The following is an 18,377-nucleotide window of genomic DNA, read 5'->3' as shown; positions in this document are numbered from 1 at the left end:
CTTAATATCCTTTCAAATATACTCTTAATAATATTTTTATCTTTTTTAATATCTTCTTTATACCACTTAAATGCTTAGTTTCCAAGAAAAGTTTTGATCTTAAATTAGACCAACTTGCATTCCACCAATGTATAGCATAGGTATCTTTTTTTATACAATCATTTGTAAACTTCTCATTCAATGAAAAAGGATAGAATAGTCTTTCTTCTAAATATTTTGTATTTTCTAGATTAAAATACCCTTTTTCTTTTACTATACTAGTTAGTATTTTAGGTATGGTCCATAATGACTTTGTATATATGTCTTGGTTGTAAAATTCAAGTAAGTCTTTTAATATTACACAATTTTTGCTAGCACCATACAAACCAACGCCTAAATATTCACTACTTTCGTAACCTATGAAAAAGTCATAGGATAATAGGTCGTCTATTGGTCTTAATATTTGCATATCTATATCTAAATATATTCCACCATTGTTATACAATACATCTGTTCTAATGTAGTCGCTACAATAGGCCCATAATTTCTTTTGATAACACTCTTTAAAGAACCTATTTTCCATATACTTATTTAAATCTATGTTCTTTTCATTAATTTCAATGATTTTAAAGTCCTTCAAATATTTTTTCCAAGAATCAAGGCATTGGTAGAATATTTTAGGCTTTTTCTTATCACCTATCCAGATGTAGTAGGCAACTCTAGGTATTCTTTCCATAAATTAAGTCCTTTCATAATTATTAGTGGCACTAATATATATATTCCTATGAATTTTAATAAGCCACCACCAAACAATGAACCTCTTGGAATGTAGAAGAGGTTGGGTATAAGGTAAGTTGATAGCATAAGTAATATTCTATACTTACCTACATAAATTTCGTACTTTACTATTAAATATCCTAATATTACAAACAAAATTATCATTAAGAAATATCCTAAAAAATATGATTCAGCTATAAAATTAGAACCTATACCTTCACCTTTAATATATGCCTTAGGATCTAGCATATATGTCAGTACATCGGGTAGTGAATTAGTTGTATTAAGTGCCTCTTGTCCTTGAGGTTTAAATCCAAATATACCCTGTATGATGTATAACTTATTTGCAATTCTTTCTTTTAAGTCTATGGTATATCCTAATACTAAATAGCTAACACCTTGTGAGAAAAAGAAATTTTCTATTGATGTTATTATCTTTAATGAGAATAACTTCTTTTCTCTAAAACTAACTAGTATTTGAGAAAATGCTAGTATAAAGCCAAAAATCTTGAATAAGTCCCTATATCTTATCTTCGGTTTATATGCCTTAACATAGTACCAGAAGATGAATAAGAACTGTGTTAAAAATATGGCCCTTGCTCCTTTTAATGAATCTAGTAATTTTACTAGAAGGTATATACTAGAAAAGATTAAAAACTCACTCTTTTCTGGTTTTGATACTAGGAAGATTATAAAGGCAATGGTCATTATTGTACCACTTGCATAAGTATATGACGGATATTCAATATTTCTTAAAATCCCAGTATAGTATGAGTTATACCCATAAGCTAGTATGGCTTTAAACTGGATAAATAGCTTTATTGCAAGCATGAATGAGAAGACTATAAACACAATCTTAGAAAATTGTATATTTACTTCATCTCTTTTTATAGTAATATCAAAGTCAAGCTTACTTGTTTTAATTGCTATTAAAAAACCTAAATGTATGAATAAAAGGCAGATTAAAAAGACATATATTATCTCATTTACTACTGATGTACAAAAGTAGTAATTAGCAAACTTTGTTGCCCAACCTATTCTTGCATACTCTAAAAGATCTAGTGCTATTCTACTAAAATTAAATAGTCCTAGGGTGTACAAAAATATCATATATGAGTTAATATAGTCAACAAATATATTTGCTGTATACATAGTATATGCATATATTAAAAGAAGGTATACTTCTTTAAACTTTATCATATCATCACTTAAAACATTGAAAAGTAAAAGTGAGATAAGTATTACAAATATATGCATAACTAAGACCTTATTTTTCTTCATTCTTTATTCTCCATTTAAAATACATATACACACCTATTGGAAATCCAAGTATAGCAAACAATTTTGAATTTGCTTCCCTTATTATCTCAAAGATACTCTTTTTTGCAATAAGTGAGAACTTAATATATCTACTTGCGTTAAGTAGACTTTTTTTAAGTCTTAATGTTTGATTGTAGTATAGGGCTTGCCCCTTAGGATTTTTACAAAGTAATTTATCATATTTAGATGTTAATCCATTATCTAGGTATTCCTTTATTTCAAATATCTCATTTATCCAATACATTGTATATTTTTCTGATATCATATTGTATAAATATGCTTCTGTTGTAAATTTTTCTCCTTCAAATACCTTAAATCTATATTGTTTTAATATATCAGTTTTAAAGCATAGACCCTTATCACCGCTTACATTATGCTCGTTATATTGACTAAAAATACTAACATCTTTTAGGGCTAGCTTTGTTCCTATAACTGTTTTTCTATCATAACCAGATAAATATCCAACCCCAGCTTGATGACTATTTGTCTTTTTCATACACTCCTGTATTTTTTCTAAGGCATCTTCTACTAGATAGTCATCTGAATCAAGGCACATAAAGTATTTTGCCTTGGCTTTTTCTATTGCAAGGTTGTACGCTCTTTGTTTACCACCATTTTTTACATATACATACTGTATATCTAAATCTTTAAACTCATCTACAACCTCTTTAGTATTATCTGTAGATCCATCGTCTATTATTAGCCAAGTAAAATCTTTAAAGGTTTGATTTTTTAATGACTCATATGTTCTTTTTAGTTTACTCTTCCTATTATACGTTGGCGTAAATATATTAAATGTTTTCTCCAATTTTTATCATCCTTTATTATTATCCCTATACAAATTAAGATGTATAGAAGCTTTAGTAAGATACTAACAATACCTATTGGTCTTCTTGTTAGATATATTAATATGGGATTAAATGCTAGTAAAAAGTAGATAACGAACTTGTAGTATCTAAACTTTATCTTAAAGCATCTATTTATTATTACAAACTCTATAATCGCTCTTGTTGTCAAGGCTATTAGTGTTGTAAGCCCTGCTATATACACAGCATTAGACTTAAATATTGGTATAAGTATTAGGTTTAGTGAAACATTAATCACTAGTGCTAAGAATGTAAACACTACAATGTACTTACTCTTTTCAAAGTAATGGAAGTAGTAGTCTAGTGCATAAAGTGATTGTACTATAGCTGACGTTAAAACTACTGGCATATACTGTATGGCTAATAGGTAGTGTTTAGGAAATAGTAAAGATATAGCTTCTGGTGAAAAAAGGCTTGCACCTATACAGAAAAACGCTAGTATAGAAAAAAATAGTTCTAGGTTTCTGTTTATCTTTTCATTTCGTATATCAAGGTATAGCTCAGCTGTCCAAGCGTTAATAAATGAGCCTGTAATAACAGACAATATTCTTGAACCTGTATATGCTAGAGTATATGCCCCTATTAGTCCGTATGATATATTAAATACTGCTAATATATATCTATCACTAAAATTAACTAATTGATCTGTTAGTTCTATAAATATCAACGGAACCCCGTTATATATCGAATATACCAAATAGTTTTTAGAAAATTTTATATGTATATCCTTAAAGTATTCTACATACAAGAATATTAATAGGGTAATAACAGCACATAAATTAGCAAACTGATTTCCAAATATACCTAAATGTAGTTTAGATATGAAGTATATTGCAAGTATGTAGTTTGTAAAAAAAGATATTAATGAGCCTATTGCAACCTTAAAATACTTCTTTTCTATACGAAACAATGAAAGTGCCATATTATTAAGTGAATTTACCATTGCTATTATCATAGAAATTAGAACTAGTAGATAATCTACTTTAAATATCTTTTCTATAACCCCTCTAAAACATGGTATTAAAAATACTACTAATACTAATAGATTTAGGAATAGTATGAATATTACAACGGTAAATTTAAACGTTTCTAGTTCTTCCTTATTATCCTTTAAATCAACATATTTTTTTAAAATGACATTATAGAATCCTAGTCCTAATACAATAGTAAATATGGTTGTAATTGGTGATAATATCCCTATTATCCCAAATTCTTCTGTAGTTAGTATTCTTGTCATTATAGGTAAGAACACTAACCCACCTAGCTTAATTATTGTATTGGCTAGTGTATATATTAATGTTCCTTTTAAAATGCTACTTTTCATCTATTATACCTGCTATTTTTTTTATCTCTTGGTCTTTTGATTTAGGGCAAATTAAAAGGTTGTCCTTTGTATTTACAACAATTAAGTCATCTAGTCCAACAACAACAATATTTTTCCCATCTTCTTTGTTTATTACAATATTCTTGCTACTTTGTAATCCAAGATATTTATCCTTGCTAATTATTATCGAGTCTTGTTCATTTTTTTCAAAAACCTTATCTAATGAGCTAAAACTTCCAACATCATTCCAGTCAAAGCTAACTGGTACAACTTTACATAAATTTGTCTTTTCTAAGACCCCTATGTCAAAACTAATACGTTCTGCATCAAGTGATAATGCATAGTGCTTAGGTAAGTACTTTTCTATTTCTCCTAATATTACTTTAGAACTTGCAAATAGCATACCACTATTCCATAGATAGTTACCTTCTTCTAAGTATTTTTCTGCTGTTTCCCTATTAGGTTTTTCACGGAATTCTATAACATCATTATCCCTGTACTTTATATACCCATAAGCTGTTTCAGGATATTGGGGCTTTATTCCCATAATAACGATATTGTCTTTAAAAGTTAAAGCTTTTTCTATACTTTCCTTAAATAGTTCATCATTTCTAATTAAATGATCTGATGGGAAGATAGAAATATGTGTATCAATTCCATAAATATCTACAATTTTTTTAACTGAATATGCGATACAAAATGATGTGTCTTTTGATACAGGTTCTATTAATATATTGTCAAAATCTTTTAAAGTTTGTCTTATTCTTTTTTCTAAACCCTTCCCTGTTACTATATACACCTTATCATATATTCCAGTTCTATTTAATCTATCTATAGTTTCTTCTAATAGTGTCTTATCTGAAAACAATTTTAATAATTGCTTTGGAGTGTCTTTAGTTGATAATGGCCAAAATCTTGTACCAGATCCACCTGCCATAATTATCGCTATATTCATCTTACCACTTTTCCTTCTAATACCTTTATTTCAAATGTTATCAAGTCACAATATGGTGTTGGTATACCATATTCCTTACCTTTTTTAGATATATATCCGTTTAAAAAATCTATTTCTGTCTTTCTCTTATGTTGTCTTAAATCTTGGTGCATAGATGGATAGTGTCTAGATCCCTTAAAGTCTTTTGTTGTGCATACTCTTACCTTTTCAAATGTCTTTTCTTTGTTAAAATCAACACCTTCTTTTAAGGCTATCTTATGAAATTCTTCTATTATACCTTTTTGTATTTGTTCTAGTAAGTATGCATTATCTAAATCACTCATTCTTGTATCTAGTATTGTACAAATACTGTTATACATTCCATTTAAACAAGCTTTTTCCCATATAGACTCTTGTACATCACTAACACAATTAGTTGGCATACCAGACGCATTTAATACATCTGCTACTTGTTTTGCATATACACCACTAATTTCATTGTAACCATAGCTAGATAATGTAACATCTGCTGGTCCATTAAGACTGGCTGTAACTAGTGAAATTCCCATTACTATATTTTCTTTCTTTACATATTTTTGTATAGTCTTGATATGTCCTAATCCATTTAACAAGCATAATACTTTAGTGTTATCACTAAATACATGTTGTAGTGTCTTTAATGACTCATCTAACATCATTGACTTTACAAAGAGTATTACTAAATCTACCTTTTCATTGTAATCTTCCATCATATATGCTCTAATTTTAGTATTATTTAACTCTTTATCTATTTCTTTGATTTTTAAACCTTCACTATTTATCTTGTCTACATTTTCTTTCCATGTATCAACAACATCAACCATATTGTCTTTTGACAATTTATGTGCAAATGAAGCACCCATCGCTCCTGCACCAACAACTAATATTTTCATTTTATTCACCTTTTTCTCAATTTATATTCAATTATACCATGCTTTAATTCTATTGTAAATTTATTGGAAATAAAAGGGAGGTTTTTTCAACTTCTCTTAACAATATACGATTGTAAAAAAGTAGTATTTATGTTAAAATCTATTATAAATTTGAAAGGAAGAGATGAAAATATATGGATAACTTAATAGACAAAAAATATGTAGCTTCTGAAATAGAACAAGGAATATATGAAAATTGGGAAAATATGGGATACTTTAAACCTAGTGATAACTTAGATACTCCCTATTATTCAGTCATACTTCCACCACCTAATGTTACAGGTATATTACACATTGGGCATGCTTTAAATGTTTCAATTACCGATGCTATTATTAGATACAAACGTATGAAGGGCTTTAATACTCTATGGCTACCTGGTACAGACCATGCTGGTATTGCAACACAAAACAAGGTAGAAAGAATGCTAATGTCTAATGGTATTAAAAAAGAAGACTTAGGTAGAGATAAATTTATAGAAAAAACTTGGGAATGGAAAAATAAGTACGGACATATCATCACAAAACAATTAAGAAAAATGGGTGGTTCTCTTGATTGGTCACGTGAAATGTTTACAATGAATGAAAAATCATCAAACGCTGTTAAAGAAGCGTTCATAGACCTATATGAAAATGACTTAATCTATCAAGGTGAATACATCGTAAACTGGTGTCCTTTTGATAAGACAGCTCTTGCTGATGATGAAATTAACCATGAAGAAAAAGATAGTTTTCTATGGCACATACAATATCCAGTAAAAGATAGTGACATTAAATTAATAGTTGCAACAACTAGACCTGAAACTATGTTAGGTGATACTGGTGTTGCTGTTAACCCACATGATGATAGATACAAAGACTTAGTTGGTAAGACTGTAATACTACCTCTTATGAATAGAGAAATCCCTATAGTCGCTGACGAATATGTTGATATGGAATTTGGTACAGGTGTAGTTAAAATGACTCCATCTCATGACCCTAACGACTTTGAAGTAGCTAAAAGATGTAATTTAAAATATATTAACATACTAACTGAGGATGCAAAAATCAATGAAAATGGTGGTAAGTACCAAGGTTTAGATAGATTTGAAGCTAGAAAGAAAATAGTAAAAGATTTAGAAGAATTAGGACTACTAGTTAAAATAGAGCCACATAAAAACTCTATAGGTCACTGCTATAGATGTGATACGATAATAGAACCTAGAGTTTCAAAACAATGGTTTGTTAGAATGAAACCTTTAGCTAAAAAAGCTCTAGAAGTTGTTAAAAATGGAGAAATTAAGCTAGAACCTGCTAGAATGGAAAAGATTTACTACAACTGGCTTACAAATATACGTGACTGGTGTATTTCAAGACAAATTTGGTGGGGACATCAAATACCTGCATACTATGATGAAAAAGGTAATGTCTATGTAGCTAAATCACTAGAAGAAGCAATTAAAAAGGCTGGAACTACTAATCTACGTCAAGAATCTGATGTACTAGATACATGGTTCTCATCAAGCCTATGGCCATTTTCAACTATGGGTTGGCCTGATAATGATGCAGCTGATTTAAAGCATTTCTTCCCAACTAATGCTTTAGTTACAGGTGCTGATATTATCTTCTTCTGGGTAGCACGTATGATAATGATGAGTCTACACTTCAAAAAACAAATACCATTTAAGTACGTATACTTTACAGGTATAGTTCGTGATGAAATAGGAAGAAAGATGAGTAAGTCATTAGGTAACTCACCTGACCCACTAAATATTATACAAAACAAAGGTGCAGATGCTCTACGTTTTGGTCTTCTATTTAACACTACACAAGGGCAAGACATTAGATTTAATGATGGTCTAGTTGATATGGGAGCTAATTTTGTAAACAAGTTATGGAATGCTTCAAAATTTGTTTTATCTAACTTAGAAGGTTTTGATAAAAACACTAGCATAATGGACCTTGACTTTAAGGTTGAAGATTCATGGATATTATCTAGATTAAGTAATGTTTCTAAAGAAATTAATGAAAATATGGATAAGTACAACATAGATCAATCATGTAAATTAGCATTTGAATTCTTTAAAGGTGATTTTTGTGATTGGTATGTTGAAATTGCAAAGACTAGAATATATAACTCAAGTGATAAGGCTGATAAGTTAACAGCTCAATGGGTATTAAGACATGTATTAGACTACTCACTAAGACTACTTCATCCATTTATTCCGTATGTTACTGAATATATATGGCAATATGTTAAGGTAAGTGGTGATACAATAATGTTATCAGACTTCCCTACTTATGATAAGGCTCTTGTTGATATGCAAGTTGAAAATACTTTTGCTTTCATGCAAGAAGCAATTAACAGTATTAGAAATATACGTGCAGAAGCTAATGTTAGTCCTGCTAAAAAGATACATCTACTTTACTTATCAAAGAATGAAGATGAAGAATATATCTTGGTAAATAACCTAAAGATTTTAGATAAGTTAGCTAATGTTGAGAAAATTGAAAAGGCAACTAATATACCTAGTCTTGTTGGATTTAGACTAGTTAGAAATACAGAAATTTACGTACCTTTAGCTGATTTAATTGATAAGGACAAGGAAATTAAGAAGATACGTAATGAAATTGAAAAAGTAGAAAATGAATTAAAAAGAGTCAATGGTAAGTTAAATAATGAAAACTTTACTTCAAAAGCTCCAAAGGCAGTAATAGAAAAAGAAAAAGGTATTAAGCAAGAATTGACTGATAAATTAAATAAATTGAATGAAAATTTAAATAAATTTTTGAAATAAGGTGATAATATGTGTTCATTATTCTGGGGACTATTGGCAGGTGCTCTACTAATTATTGAGTTAATAATACCAGCACTAGTTTCAATATGGTTTGCAATCGCTGCCTTTATAACTATGTTTTTAGCATTAATGATAAATTCATTTACTACACAAGTTGTGATATTTATACTAATCTCCCTAGTGCTCTTAGTCTTTACCAAAAAAATTGTAACCAATTTTTTAAAGCCTGATATGGATAAGATAAATAAGGAGATGCTAGAAGATAATGGTCTTGTAACCAAAATAATAAGTAGCAATAAATATGAGGTTAAATTTAAAGGTGTTATTTGGACTGCAATATCTAATGATGAACTTAATATAGGGGATGTTGTAAAAATTGTGGGATATAAAGGAAATAAGGTAATTATAAAAAGAAAGGTGAATGAATAATATGCTATTAGGAATTATTTTCGTATTACTAATAATTGCTATTGCTATTGCTATTATTGGAGTTAAAATCATACCTGAATCATATGTATATGTAATAGAAAGATTAGGTAAGTATCATACTCAATTAAATGCTGGGTTACATATAGTAAACCCTATTACAGATGCCGTTGCAAAAAAGGTCAGTTTAAAAGAAACAGTTAATGACTTTGAACCTCAACCCGTTATTACCAAAGATAACGCAACTATGATGATAGATACAGTTGTCTACTTTCAAATAACTGATCCAAAGCTATACACATATGGTGTTGAACATCCAATAGTTGCTATTGAAAACTTAACCGCTACTACATTAAGAAATATTATAGGTGATTTAACTGTAGACCAAACGCTAACTTCTCGTGATACAATAAATAGTAAGATGAGATTAGCATTAGATGAAGCAACAGATCCTTGGGGAATAAAGGTTAATAGAGTTGAATTAAAAAGCATAGTGCCTCCACAAGAAATACGTGTTGCAATGGAAAAAGAAATGAAAGCAGAAAGAGAAAAAAGAGCTAAAATACTGGAAGCCCAAGCTAAAAAGGAATCTAGTATACTAATAGCTGAAGGTGAAAAACAGGCAAGTATTTTAAAGGCTGAAGCTGAAAAAGAAGTTAAGATAAAAGAAGCTGAAGGTAAGGCTAAAGCTCTAATAGAACTTAAAAAAGCTGAAAGTGAAGGTATTAAACTACTAAATGAAAATTTACCAAGTGAAGAAATCATTAAGTTAAAAGCACTTGAAACACTAGAAAAAGTTGCAAATGGTCAGGCTACTAAGATAATAATCCCAAGTGAGTTGCAAAATCTAGGCAGCATTTTAACTAGTATTAAAGAAATATAGAGAGACTATTTAGTCCCTCTATTTTTTAATATATACATAATCCAAACCATACCAACACTTAATAGTGTATGACCTGCACCAGATAATATTACTAAATATATATTACTGTATGGTCTTTTTAAAATGACGTCAAATACTCCATTTATGCTCATACTAATTGTAAATATTACTAAACCTAGTGTATATATCGCTAAAGGCTTTGAAATATTGACTTTCGTGTCTTTGGTTGCTAGCGATATGATTAACAAGAACATAGTTCCTAGTATCAATAAATGAGTATGTACTACACTTAATGTAGTATAACCTGTAAATGCATATATCTTTGTAAATTCTCTATAAAAGACTCCACTAACTAGTCCTAATATTAGAAATAGATATGATAAATTTAAAATCTTCTTATTCATCTCTAACACCTTCCCTTATCCATCTTACATATTTTTTGTATTTTTCTAAAAACTTATCCTTATCCCATTTTTCAATATAGCTTCTACTAATTAAACTGTGCATTAAGGCAGAAATGTACAATAATTCATCTGTATTTCTAACTTCAATAAGGTTAGTCATATTTTTTTGTTTGTATTCTTCCCACTGTCTATTAATCTTTTCATTCCATAAAAGATACCTATTCTTGTATAGATTGTAGCAAGACTTGTCGAATATAATCTCAACGATTTTTTCACCATATTCTTCTAAAACATCATAAATATCACCATATTTTACCAATAAGTTCATAAAGCTTTTATGTAGATCTGCAGTTTTTAATTCTAAAATGTAGAAATAGCTTTCTTCAAGTGTTTCAAAATATTGATAAAAGCTTCCTCTTGCTATACCTAATTTTTGTACAATTTCTTTTACTGTAGCTTCTTGTATATTCTTTTTTTCAAATTCTTCCGTTAAAACTTCAACAATTTTTTTCCTTTTTTCCTTACTTAAATTAAAAAATGTTGCTTTTGGCATAATATCACCTCAAAAATATTATACATGACACTATGTCATTTGTCAAAGAAAAAAAATAATGCAATATCTGTATGCTTTAAATATTATTCAAACCGACATTATTTTTGTCTAATTGGCTCATTACTTCTTTTTGAAGATGACATGCCCGTCATACCCAAAAATTAGGTGAGAAAAATTTCTCACCTAACTATGTATTTTAGATATCTTTTTTACTATAACATCCGCTTTCTTTTTAACGTTTTCTGGTGCATGTTCCATGCAAATAGCATAATCTGCTGATTCAAACATTGAAATATCATTACCTGAATCTCCTATTGCTATTACATACAAATTTTCATCTTCCTTTATCTTTTCTATAGCACAACCCTTTGATAAGCCCTTTGCACAGACTTCTATTCTTCTTTTAGCTGTTTTGAATATTGAAAGATCTGGAAATTCTTTTTTTAATTCTTCTAAAATTCTATCGCAATCTTTTTCTAGTGGTCTAATATTTATCTTATACACCTTCTTATCTAATAGAAGATCAAAAGGATTTTCTTTGCATATTAACTCCATATTCCACAATGTTTCAGGTTTTTCGTGATTAAAATTACCTATTCTTTTTTCTCCGTCTAATGCGTCAAATATTAATTTATGTTCCTTTAAAAATATATATAGTCTATTAAGTACACTCTTTTGTATATTTTCATCAAAAATTAACTTATCTCCTTTTTGAATTTGCGCACCATTAAATCCTACCTTATACGAAAATTTTAGATTATTCTCTTTTTCTATATACTCAATTTCCTTTATTGATCTACCCGTTGCAACGCCTATTAAATATTTATCTTGAAATTCTCTGAATTTTTTTAAATCCATTTTTTCAATTTCAACTGAATTTTGTAGTAATGTTCCATCTAAGTCTGTAATTATTAATTTTTTCATTAGTCTTCAATTCCTAGTATATCTATTATTTCCATCTTTAAAGTTTGTGCATGTGCACCATATATTGATTGCACTTGCATACCATTTTCACTAACTCCCATTGCATGATATTCTTCTTTAATACGTTTTTTATCAACCTTCGCCTTATCTTTAACATCTATTCTAAGTCTTGTTATACATGCATCAACAGTTACAATATTTTCTCTTCCACCATAGCATTCTATTAAACCTAATGCTTGATCATGAGTACTCATCTTTTCTTGCTTTTCTTCTCTCATTTCATCTTTTAATGTCTTAAGACCATATTTACTTCTTGCTTCTTCTTTTGTTGATATATGTATGTCTTCAATATCTCCTTCTCTACCTGGAGTCTTGTAATCAAACTTAGTTATCATAAACTTAAATACAAAGTAGTATACAATAAAGCAAACAACACCAGTTATTGGTAATAGATACCATTTTGTTCTAGTTCCTTGTAATACACCATAGATGATAAAGTTAATTAATCCGTGTCCTGTTGGTGTTAAGAATGCTGCACCTAATGCGTGTAGTGATAAAAGTGTAATTCCTGCTAAAACAGCATGTACTGCATAAAGCATAGGTGCTACGAATAAGAAGGTAAATTCTAGTGGTTCAGTTATACCTGTTAAAAATGATGTCCCTGCTGCTGCTAATAGTAATGAACCTACTATTTTTTTATTCTTAGGTTTTGCTGTCTTGTACATAGCAAGTGCTGCTCCTGGTAATCCAAACATATTGTATACAAACTTACCAGAACTAAATCTTGTAATGTTAGGATCTATTGGTCCATTAGGTGTACTAATAGCTGCCATATATGCATTTATTGTACCATATACTGTTTTACCATTAACATTAAATATTCCACCTAATTCTGTTGTTCTAATTGGCCAGTTTAAACCATGGTGTAATCCAAATGGTAGTAAGAATCTTTCTGCTAGAGCGTATAGGAAGGTTCCAATGTAACCTGATTTTAATATTAATACTGAAATAATGTTAATTACATTTTGCACTGATGGCCAGATAATAAAGACAATTAGTGATACTAGTGCCATTACAGGCATTATTAATATAGGGACTAGTCTTGGTCCACTAAAGAACCCTATTACTTGTGGTAATTGTATGGTAATGGCTTTTTTATGAACAAAGTATGCTACTACCCCTACTATTAATCCTCCAAACACATTTAAGTCCATTGTTTGTATTCCTAAAACTTTAGTTTGCATACTTTGTGCCATTAATTGACTTACTTGTGCTTTTGTTAATCCATCTGCTACTACTAATGTTCCTGTTGTTTTAAGTAGGAAGTTTAAGATGTAATGGAATGACAAGAATCCTAATACTGCTGATAGAGCAGCTGAACCTTTTTCTTTTTTAGCTAATCCTACACAAACACCTACTGCAAACATAAGTGGTAAATTTTTAAACGCTACATCTCCTAATGTAACTAATAACTTCATAAATATTTGTAATCCTTTAACTCCTAAAAAAGGATACATTTTAACTGTACTTGGGTTTGTAAATGCAGCACCTATTCCTTTTAGTATACCTGCTGCTGGTAATACTGAAACTGGTAATAGAAAACTTCTACCAAATTTTTCAAATGCAACTATTACTTTGTTACGTTCCATATAGTTGTCCTCCTCAATCTGTTATACTAGAGTATAACCCAAATACAATGGAATGTCAGTTTTTTTGACATATTTGACTGTAAATAAAAAAAGTTACTATTTGAGTAAAAAGGTGTCAATTGAATAACCTCATAAATCCACAACATCCTACTTCTGAAAATTCACTGAATCCTACTGCTTTGTAAAAGGCTATTGTCTCTTTAGCAATATCAGTTGTAAGCTCTATTTGTCTAACATTAGGATACAAATTAATCATATTTTGAATTAATGCTTTGCCAATTCCCTTACCTTGTTCACTTGGCAATACTAAAATATCTTGTATAAATACAATTGTAAAACCATCACCAACTGCACGTATTATGCCTAATAATTTACCACCTTCATATGCTGCCAATATTTTCAATGATTTTTTGTAGCCTTGTTCTAAACTATACATATCATCTGTATATGCACTCCAACCAACTGCATTATATAGATGTTCTATTTCATCATACTTAAAATCTATATATTCTTTAATTTCCATCTTAATTACCTACTTTCTAACTTTATTGTTTATTATATCATTTTTTTGAAGTGTTTAAAACTTTTTATGCAACAAAAAAATACACCAAAAAAAAGGAGGGCTTAGTTTTTACTAAAAAAAGTGTCAAAGTTTAATATGACACTTTTTTCTTTACAGTTGACTATTGCATTTTTTTAGTCGCAACAGCCTATTTATAATTGCAATTATACAGTACAGCGGTTGTGTCTGTACCCGCATTTCCATTCATACTTTCGCAAGGGTGATAGCAACACAATCCTCTATCTTTGTACTACTATAATTTTATTTTTTTATAATGATAATACCCTAAATTTCAACTCTTTAAATGTGAAATATTAATAGTAGTGTTATATGTAATAAATACTTTATAGAGTATCTATTGCTCTATAGCAATAGACACTCTATATTTACTAATATTACTCTTGAAGTTATTTCTAATTCATTTCCATTATTTTCTTCTTTTAATACTTTAAAAGTAAATATATAGTACAAGTTTTTGCAGCTTCAATAGAATATGTATAATCTATATAATCAACATTTTCTATACTTTTCTTTAAATGTGCAATTATCAAAATTCTTAATACTATTTTTATCTTTTACTATTGTGAATTTCATATTTTTTAATTACATATTAACCTTACTTACTTAAACTTCTTCATTAACATTTCTAACTTTCTTTCCATTTCTTGTAACTTCTTATTAGATTCTTTCTTGTCGTTTTCATATTTGTCTTCTAATTCCTTGAACTTCTTAGCTGTTTGTTTCTTATCATCTTCATATTCAGAAATTTTCTTGTTTGCTTCATCTAACTTCTTAGTTACTTCCTTGATCTTCTTGTTATCAATGTTAGGGAATGTATCGTGTTCTTCACCAAGCATAACTCCAGCTCCAACACCAAATGCAAGATTACCTTTATTATTTACTGAACCACTTAATTTGTATACAAAGTTACGTTCTTCATTAGTTCCACTAAATCCTACTGCTAATGCGTGTGCTCCTCCATAGTATCCATATGCTGCACTTAGATTATGTCTATGTCTTGAATATGAATTAACTTGTACTAAGTTTGCCATTGCTACTGCATTTGCTACTCCACCTAATGCTAAATCAGATTTCTTATTTGCTTCAACTACAGTATTAGATATATCGCTTACCTTTGCATCAACTTCAGTTTTATTATAGTAATTTTTGCTTAGATGTTCATTTACTTGTTTATCTGTTACTAATATACCTTCAGGTTTTGTAATATTTGCTCCTTCGCTCATATTATTAGCAAATTCTTTCTTATCAATATTAGATCCATCTTTATTCATCTTCTTATCTAATTCTTCTAACATTTGACCTGCATTAACCACATCTTTTGAATTCTTTACTAATTTTGCATTTGCAATATTAGTTAATGTCATAGGTTCATTATTTGGTAAAGCCTTAATTACAACATCTTTTGCTTCTTTACCTTCAAGTTTTTTACCATCTTTTGTATATTCTTTCTTAGCTTCATCATATTCTGCTTTTTCAAGATCACTTGCTTCGTAGAATTTATTATCTTTTCCTTTAACTACAACTTTATTTTCTGCTTTTGCATTATTAAGATCATTACCTTCTAACGCTTTCGCTTCAGTTGCTTCTGTAGGTTGAGCAGAATCACCACTCCATTTCTTAGTTGCTTCATCATAAGTTCTATCTTTTATATCTTTTTCTTTATAGAACTTACCATCTTTTGCTTTTACAACCATATCACCTGCAGCAAAGTATTTTCCTTCTACTTCTTGTGTTCCTTTTGCATATACTTTTCCATCTTCAGCTACTACAGTTCCAGCCTTGTATTCTGTACCATCTTTACCTAATACTGCGTCTTTATTCTTTTCGTAATATTCAAATGGGCTACTATTAGTCTTTAATCCAGTTATTGTTCCATCTGAATTAATTGTTAATGTTGACTTATTATTTTTCTTAAATTCAATCTTGTCACCTGTAATATTTACTGTATTACCTTTATCATCTTTCGCTTCAAATGACTTCATATTCTTTAAGTTAGCTGCTAATTGAAGTTCAACATCACTTTCACTAGCTTTAACATTAATATTACCTTTAGCACTTTCAAATTTATTATTAGCATCAACAACTGTTCCTTCACCTTTGATATTTACATTATCATTAACTTCCTTAGCTTCTCCAGTATTACCTGTAAATTTCAGAACTTTTCCCTTTAATTTATCAATATCTCCAGTAATTGTTTTAACTTTTTCATCAACATAATTCTTATTTGCTGCCATATGTCCATCAGACTTATCATCTAAATCCTTAAGTCCTGTTATACTTCCAGTTCCTACAGTCTTTTTATCAGTACCTTGTCCTTCTTCTTTTGTTTCAAAGTTTATTGATGGTCCATTTGTTGTATCTCCAGCTTTTATTGATACAGATGGTTTTGTTGCATCTTTTTTAGTTATTTCTATTCCAGCTTTGCCAATCTTAGTTGTTACTCCATCAGTATCAGTCTTAAACTCTGTTCCTTTTTCTGTTAATGTTACTTTTGTTTTATCATTTTCACTTGATATTGATTTAATATCCTTTAATTCTTTTGCTAGACCTACTTCAATATTACCACTTGTATTATCTACCTTAACTGCAATATTTTTTGTTTCGTACTTAGTAGCAAAATTATTCTTATCTAAACCATTGTAATTAGATGCCGTACCATTAATAGTAATAGTATCACCTAAATACTTATTAGATGTACCTGTACTTCCTGCAAATGTAATACCTTTACTTGCTAAGAATTGTAAGTCTCTTAATGTTACTACCTTGTTAAGTTCAGCATCCTTATATACTTCTTCTGCTTTTTTATTAACAAGTTTATCAAGAATTTCATTATTCTTATCTTTTTTATACTTGCTTAATCCTAAAGCACTTGCTACATTACCTAATGTAATAGGTTCTGTTGTTTTACCATCTGGTTTAACAGTTGATAAAATTACATCTTCTGAAACTACTTCTTGAGCATTTTCTTCTTTTGTTCCATCTGCTTGTGCTTTATAGAATTTACCATCAGTATATTTCATTAGCTTATTACCATCTTTGTCTGTATAAACTAATGTTCCTAAAGTTCCATTCTTTAACTTATCTTGTTCTGTACCATTAGCATTTATCTTATTTAATACATCTTTAACTTCTTTTTGAGTTGCTGCTACTCCTGCTGTACCATAAGTATTTTCATCTATATTAGCATCTTTTAGTCCTGATAATTTAGCTTTATCTCCATCTTTTGCAATTGTTACACTTGCATTATCATATGATAATTTTAAGCCTTCATTATCAGCAGTAATATCTCCTTTACCTTTATCTGTTTGATGTTCTCCAAATCCAGTTGATCCTATATTAATACTCTTGAATGTTGGTGTTTCTTTCATTCCTATATAGAATTTACCTTGTTTTACATAAGTTGCTAAATTATCTCCTGTATAGTTTGAATTATCTTTTCCAACATATTTTCCATTTTCTGCTCCACTAGCTGTAATGCTTAATGTTTCTCCAAATATTCTATTTAGACTTGATGCTCCATAACCATCAGCATTATAATTTGCTTCAAATGTTAGACCTTTATTAATATGTTCTCTTGTTTGATTAAGTCCATCTAATATATTGGCTGGTGTAGTATTTGTACCTTTTAAGTCTGTTATCTTAGGTGCTTTAAATCCTGTATTTTTTCCATTAACTTCTAAGCCTAACATATATCCAAGATTATTTAATTGTCCGCCATTTATTGCATCTTTTGAATCTGCTAATATACTTCCATCTGCTACTCTTAGAACTGTTGTTGGTGTAGTTGTACTTCCATCTGGATTTACTAATGTTGCTTTGATTTCTGTTGCTTTTTGTTTACCTTCTTTTGCTTTACCACTATCATCAACATCTTCTGCTTTGTAATACTCTCCATCATTAGCTTTTACTAATCTATTTCCATCTTTATCTGTGTAGACTACTGTTCCTGCTTCACCATTTCTTAGTGCATTTACCTTAGTTGTTAGGTCTTTTCCATTTAATCCATCTTT

General features: G+C 29.3%; 15 protein-coding genes. 3 read left to right on the top strand and 12 right to left on the bottom strand.

The window, feature by feature from the left end:
* Position 1: 1 nt before the first annotated feature.
* The 6 genes from IMK15_RS00075 to IMK15_RS00050 are packed head-to-tail and all read right to left on the bottom strand — an operon-like array spanning position 2 to position 6,132.
* Positions 2–715: a glycosyltransferase family 32 protein gene (locus tag IMK15_RS00075; protein WP_192941438.1), complete on the bottom strand. Its 714-nt coding sequence runs from the start codon at positions 713–715 to the stop codon at positions 2–4.
* A complete protein-coding gene (gene wzy, locus IMK15_RS00070) occupies positions 676–2,037 on the bottom strand; it encodes an O-antigen polysaccharide polymerase Wzy (protein ID WP_192941437.1) in 1,362 nt (453 codons plus the stop codon). The genes IMK15_RS00075 and wzy overlap by 40 nt, the downstream gene beginning before the upstream one ends.
* Positions 2,024–2,884, bottom strand: coding sequence for a glycosyltransferase family 2 protein (locus IMK15_RS00065; protein ID WP_046328783.1), 861 nt, complete (start codon positions 2,882–2,884; stop codon positions 2,024–2,026). The genes wzy and IMK15_RS00065 overlap by 14 nt, the downstream gene beginning before the upstream one ends.
* Positions 2,830–4,266: a lipopolysaccharide biosynthesis protein gene (locus IMK15_RS00060; protein ID WP_192941436.1), complete on the bottom strand. Its 1,437-nt coding sequence runs from the start codon at positions 4,264–4,266 to the stop codon at positions 2,830–2,832. The genes IMK15_RS00065 and IMK15_RS00060 overlap by 55 nt, the downstream gene beginning before the upstream one ends.
* Positions 4,256–5,221: a mannose-1-phosphate guanylyltransferase gene (locus IMK15_RS00055; RefSeq protein ID WP_046328785.1), complete on the bottom strand. Its 966-nt coding sequence runs from the start codon at positions 5,219–5,221 to the stop codon at positions 4,256–4,258. Before IMK15_RS00055 ends, IMK15_RS00060 begins: the two co-directional genes overlap by 11 nt.
* Positions 5,218–6,132, bottom strand: coding sequence for a ketopantoate reductase family protein (locus tag IMK15_RS00050; protein WP_192941435.1), 915 nt, complete (start codon positions 6,130–6,132; stop codon positions 5,218–5,220). The genes IMK15_RS00055 and IMK15_RS00050 overlap by 4 nt, the downstream gene beginning before the upstream one ends.
* A 173-nt stretch (positions 6,133–6,305) precedes the next feature.
* Between IMK15_RS00050 and IMK15_RS00045 the strand changes: the two genes are divergently transcribed.
* From IMK15_RS00045 to IMK15_RS00035, 3 genes are read left to right on the top strand one after another with little or no spacing between them, the layout of a single operon-like run.
* Positions 6,306–8,945 (top strand): valine--tRNA ligase, encoded by a 2,640-nt coding sequence (locus IMK15_RS00045; RefSeq protein ID WP_192941434.1) that lies wholly within the window; start codon positions 6,306–6,308, stop codon positions 8,943–8,945.
* Positions 8,946–8,954: 9 nt separating this feature from the next.
* Positions 8,955–9,374: an NfeD family protein gene (locus IMK15_RS00040; RefSeq protein WP_192941433.1), complete on the top strand. Its 420-nt coding sequence runs from the start codon at positions 8,955–8,957 to the stop codon at positions 9,372–9,374.
* 1 nt (position 9,375) lies between these two features.
* Complete coding sequence (locus IMK15_RS00035; protein ID WP_192941432.1) at positions 9,376–10,254, top strand: SPFH domain-containing protein; 879 nt, start codon at positions 9,376–9,378, stop codon at positions 10,252–10,254.
* A 5-nt stretch (positions 10,255–10,259) separates the two neighbouring features.
* Here IMK15_RS00035 and IMK15_RS00030 read toward each other — a convergent pair whose 3' ends face one another.
* The 6 genes from IMK15_RS00030 to IMK15_RS00005 form a co-directional block, all read right to left on the bottom strand.
* Positions 10,260–10,658 carry a DUF2871 family protein gene (locus IMK15_RS00030; RefSeq protein ID WP_192941431.1) on the bottom strand — a complete coding sequence of 133 codons (399 nt, stop codon included), beginning with the start codon at positions 10,656–10,658 and terminating at the stop codon, positions 10,260–10,262.
* Complete coding sequence (locus IMK15_RS00025; RefSeq protein ID WP_192941430.1) at positions 10,651–11,211, bottom strand: TetR/AcrR family transcriptional regulator; 561 nt, start codon at positions 11,209–11,211, stop codon at positions 10,651–10,653. The genes IMK15_RS00030 and IMK15_RS00025 overlap by 8 nt, the downstream gene beginning before the upstream one ends.
* Positions 11,212–11,394: 183 nt before the next feature.
* Positions 11,395–12,135, bottom strand: a complete 741-nt coding sequence (locus IMK15_RS00020) for a Cof-type HAD-IIB family hydrolase (protein ID WP_192941429.1) — start codon at positions 12,133–12,135, stop codon at positions 11,395–11,397.
* Positions 12,135–13,784: a PTS transporter subunit EIIC gene (locus IMK15_RS00015; RefSeq protein WP_192941428.1), complete on the bottom strand. Its 1,650-nt coding sequence runs from the start codon at positions 13,782–13,784 to the stop codon at positions 12,135–12,137. Before IMK15_RS00015 ends, IMK15_RS00020 begins: the two co-directional genes overlap by 1 nt.
* 115 nt (positions 13,785–13,899) lie before the next feature.
* Positions 13,900–14,307, bottom strand: a complete 408-nt coding sequence (locus IMK15_RS00010; protein ID WP_192941427.1) for a GNAT family N-acetyltransferase — start codon at positions 14,305–14,307, stop codon at positions 13,900–13,902.
* A gap of 659 nt (positions 14,308–14,966) precedes the next feature.
* A partial coding sequence (locus IMK15_RS00005; protein ID WP_192941426.1) for a YadA C-terminal domain-containing protein occupies positions 14,967–18,377 on the bottom strand: 3,411 nt, incomplete at its 5' end.

It is taken from the genome of Sneathia sp. DSM 16631, assembly GCF_014892235.1.
In the GTDB taxonomy this organism is placed as follows: Bacteria; Fusobacteriota; Fusobacteriia; order Fusobacteriales; family Leptotrichiaceae; genus Sneathia; species Sneathia vaginalis.
Note: the sequence above shows the minus strand (reverse complement) of the source record. Positions and strands in the feature narration are given on the sequence as shown.

Coding starts and splice junctions, on each gene's coding strand:
- IMK15_RS00075 (WP_192941438.1), bottom strand. CDS start 715: ATGGAAAGAATACCTAGAGTTGCCTACTACATCTGGATAGGTGATAAG.
- wzy (WP_192941437.1), bottom strand. CDS start 2,037: ATGAAGAAAAATAAGGTCTTAGTTATGCATATATTTGTAATACTTATC.
- IMK15_RS00060 (WP_192941436.1), bottom strand. CDS start 4,266: ATGAAAAGTAGCATTTTAAAAGGAACATTAATATATACACTAGCCAAT.
- IMK15_RS00055 (WP_046328785.1), bottom strand. CDS start 5,221: ATGAATATAGCGATAATTATGGCAGGTGGATCTGGTACAAGATTTTGG.
- IMK15_RS00050 (WP_192941435.1), bottom strand. CDS start 6,132: ATGAAAATATTAGTTGTTGGTGCAGGAGCGATGGGTGCTTCATTTGCA.
- IMK15_RS00045 (WP_192941434.1), top strand. CDS start 6,306: ATGGATAACTTAATAGACAAAAAATATGTAGCTTCTGAAATAGAACAA.
- IMK15_RS00040 (WP_192941433.1), top strand. CDS start 8,955: ATGTGTTCATTATTCTGGGGACTATTGGCAGGTGCTCTACTAATTATT.
- IMK15_RS00035 (WP_192941432.1), top strand. CDS start 9,376: ATGCTATTAGGAATTATTTTCGTATTACTAATAATTGCTATTGCTATT.
- IMK15_RS00030 (WP_192941431.1), bottom strand. CDS start 10,658: ATGAATAAGAAGATTTTAAATTTATCATATCTATTTCTAATATTAGGA.
- IMK15_RS00025 (WP_192941430.1), bottom strand. CDS start 11,211: ATGCCAAAAGCAACATTTTTTAATTTAAGTAAGGAAAAAAGGAAAAAA.
- IMK15_RS00020 (WP_192941429.1), bottom strand. CDS start 12,135: ATGAAAAAATTAATAATTACAGACTTAGATGGAACATTACTACAAAAT.
- IMK15_RS00015 (WP_192941428.1), bottom strand. CDS start 13,784: ATGGAACGTAACAAAGTAATAGTTGCATTTGAAAAATTTGGTAGAAGT.
- IMK15_RS00010 (WP_192941427.1), bottom strand. CDS start 14,307: ATGGAAATTAAAGAATATATAGATTTTAAGTATGATGAAATAGAACAT.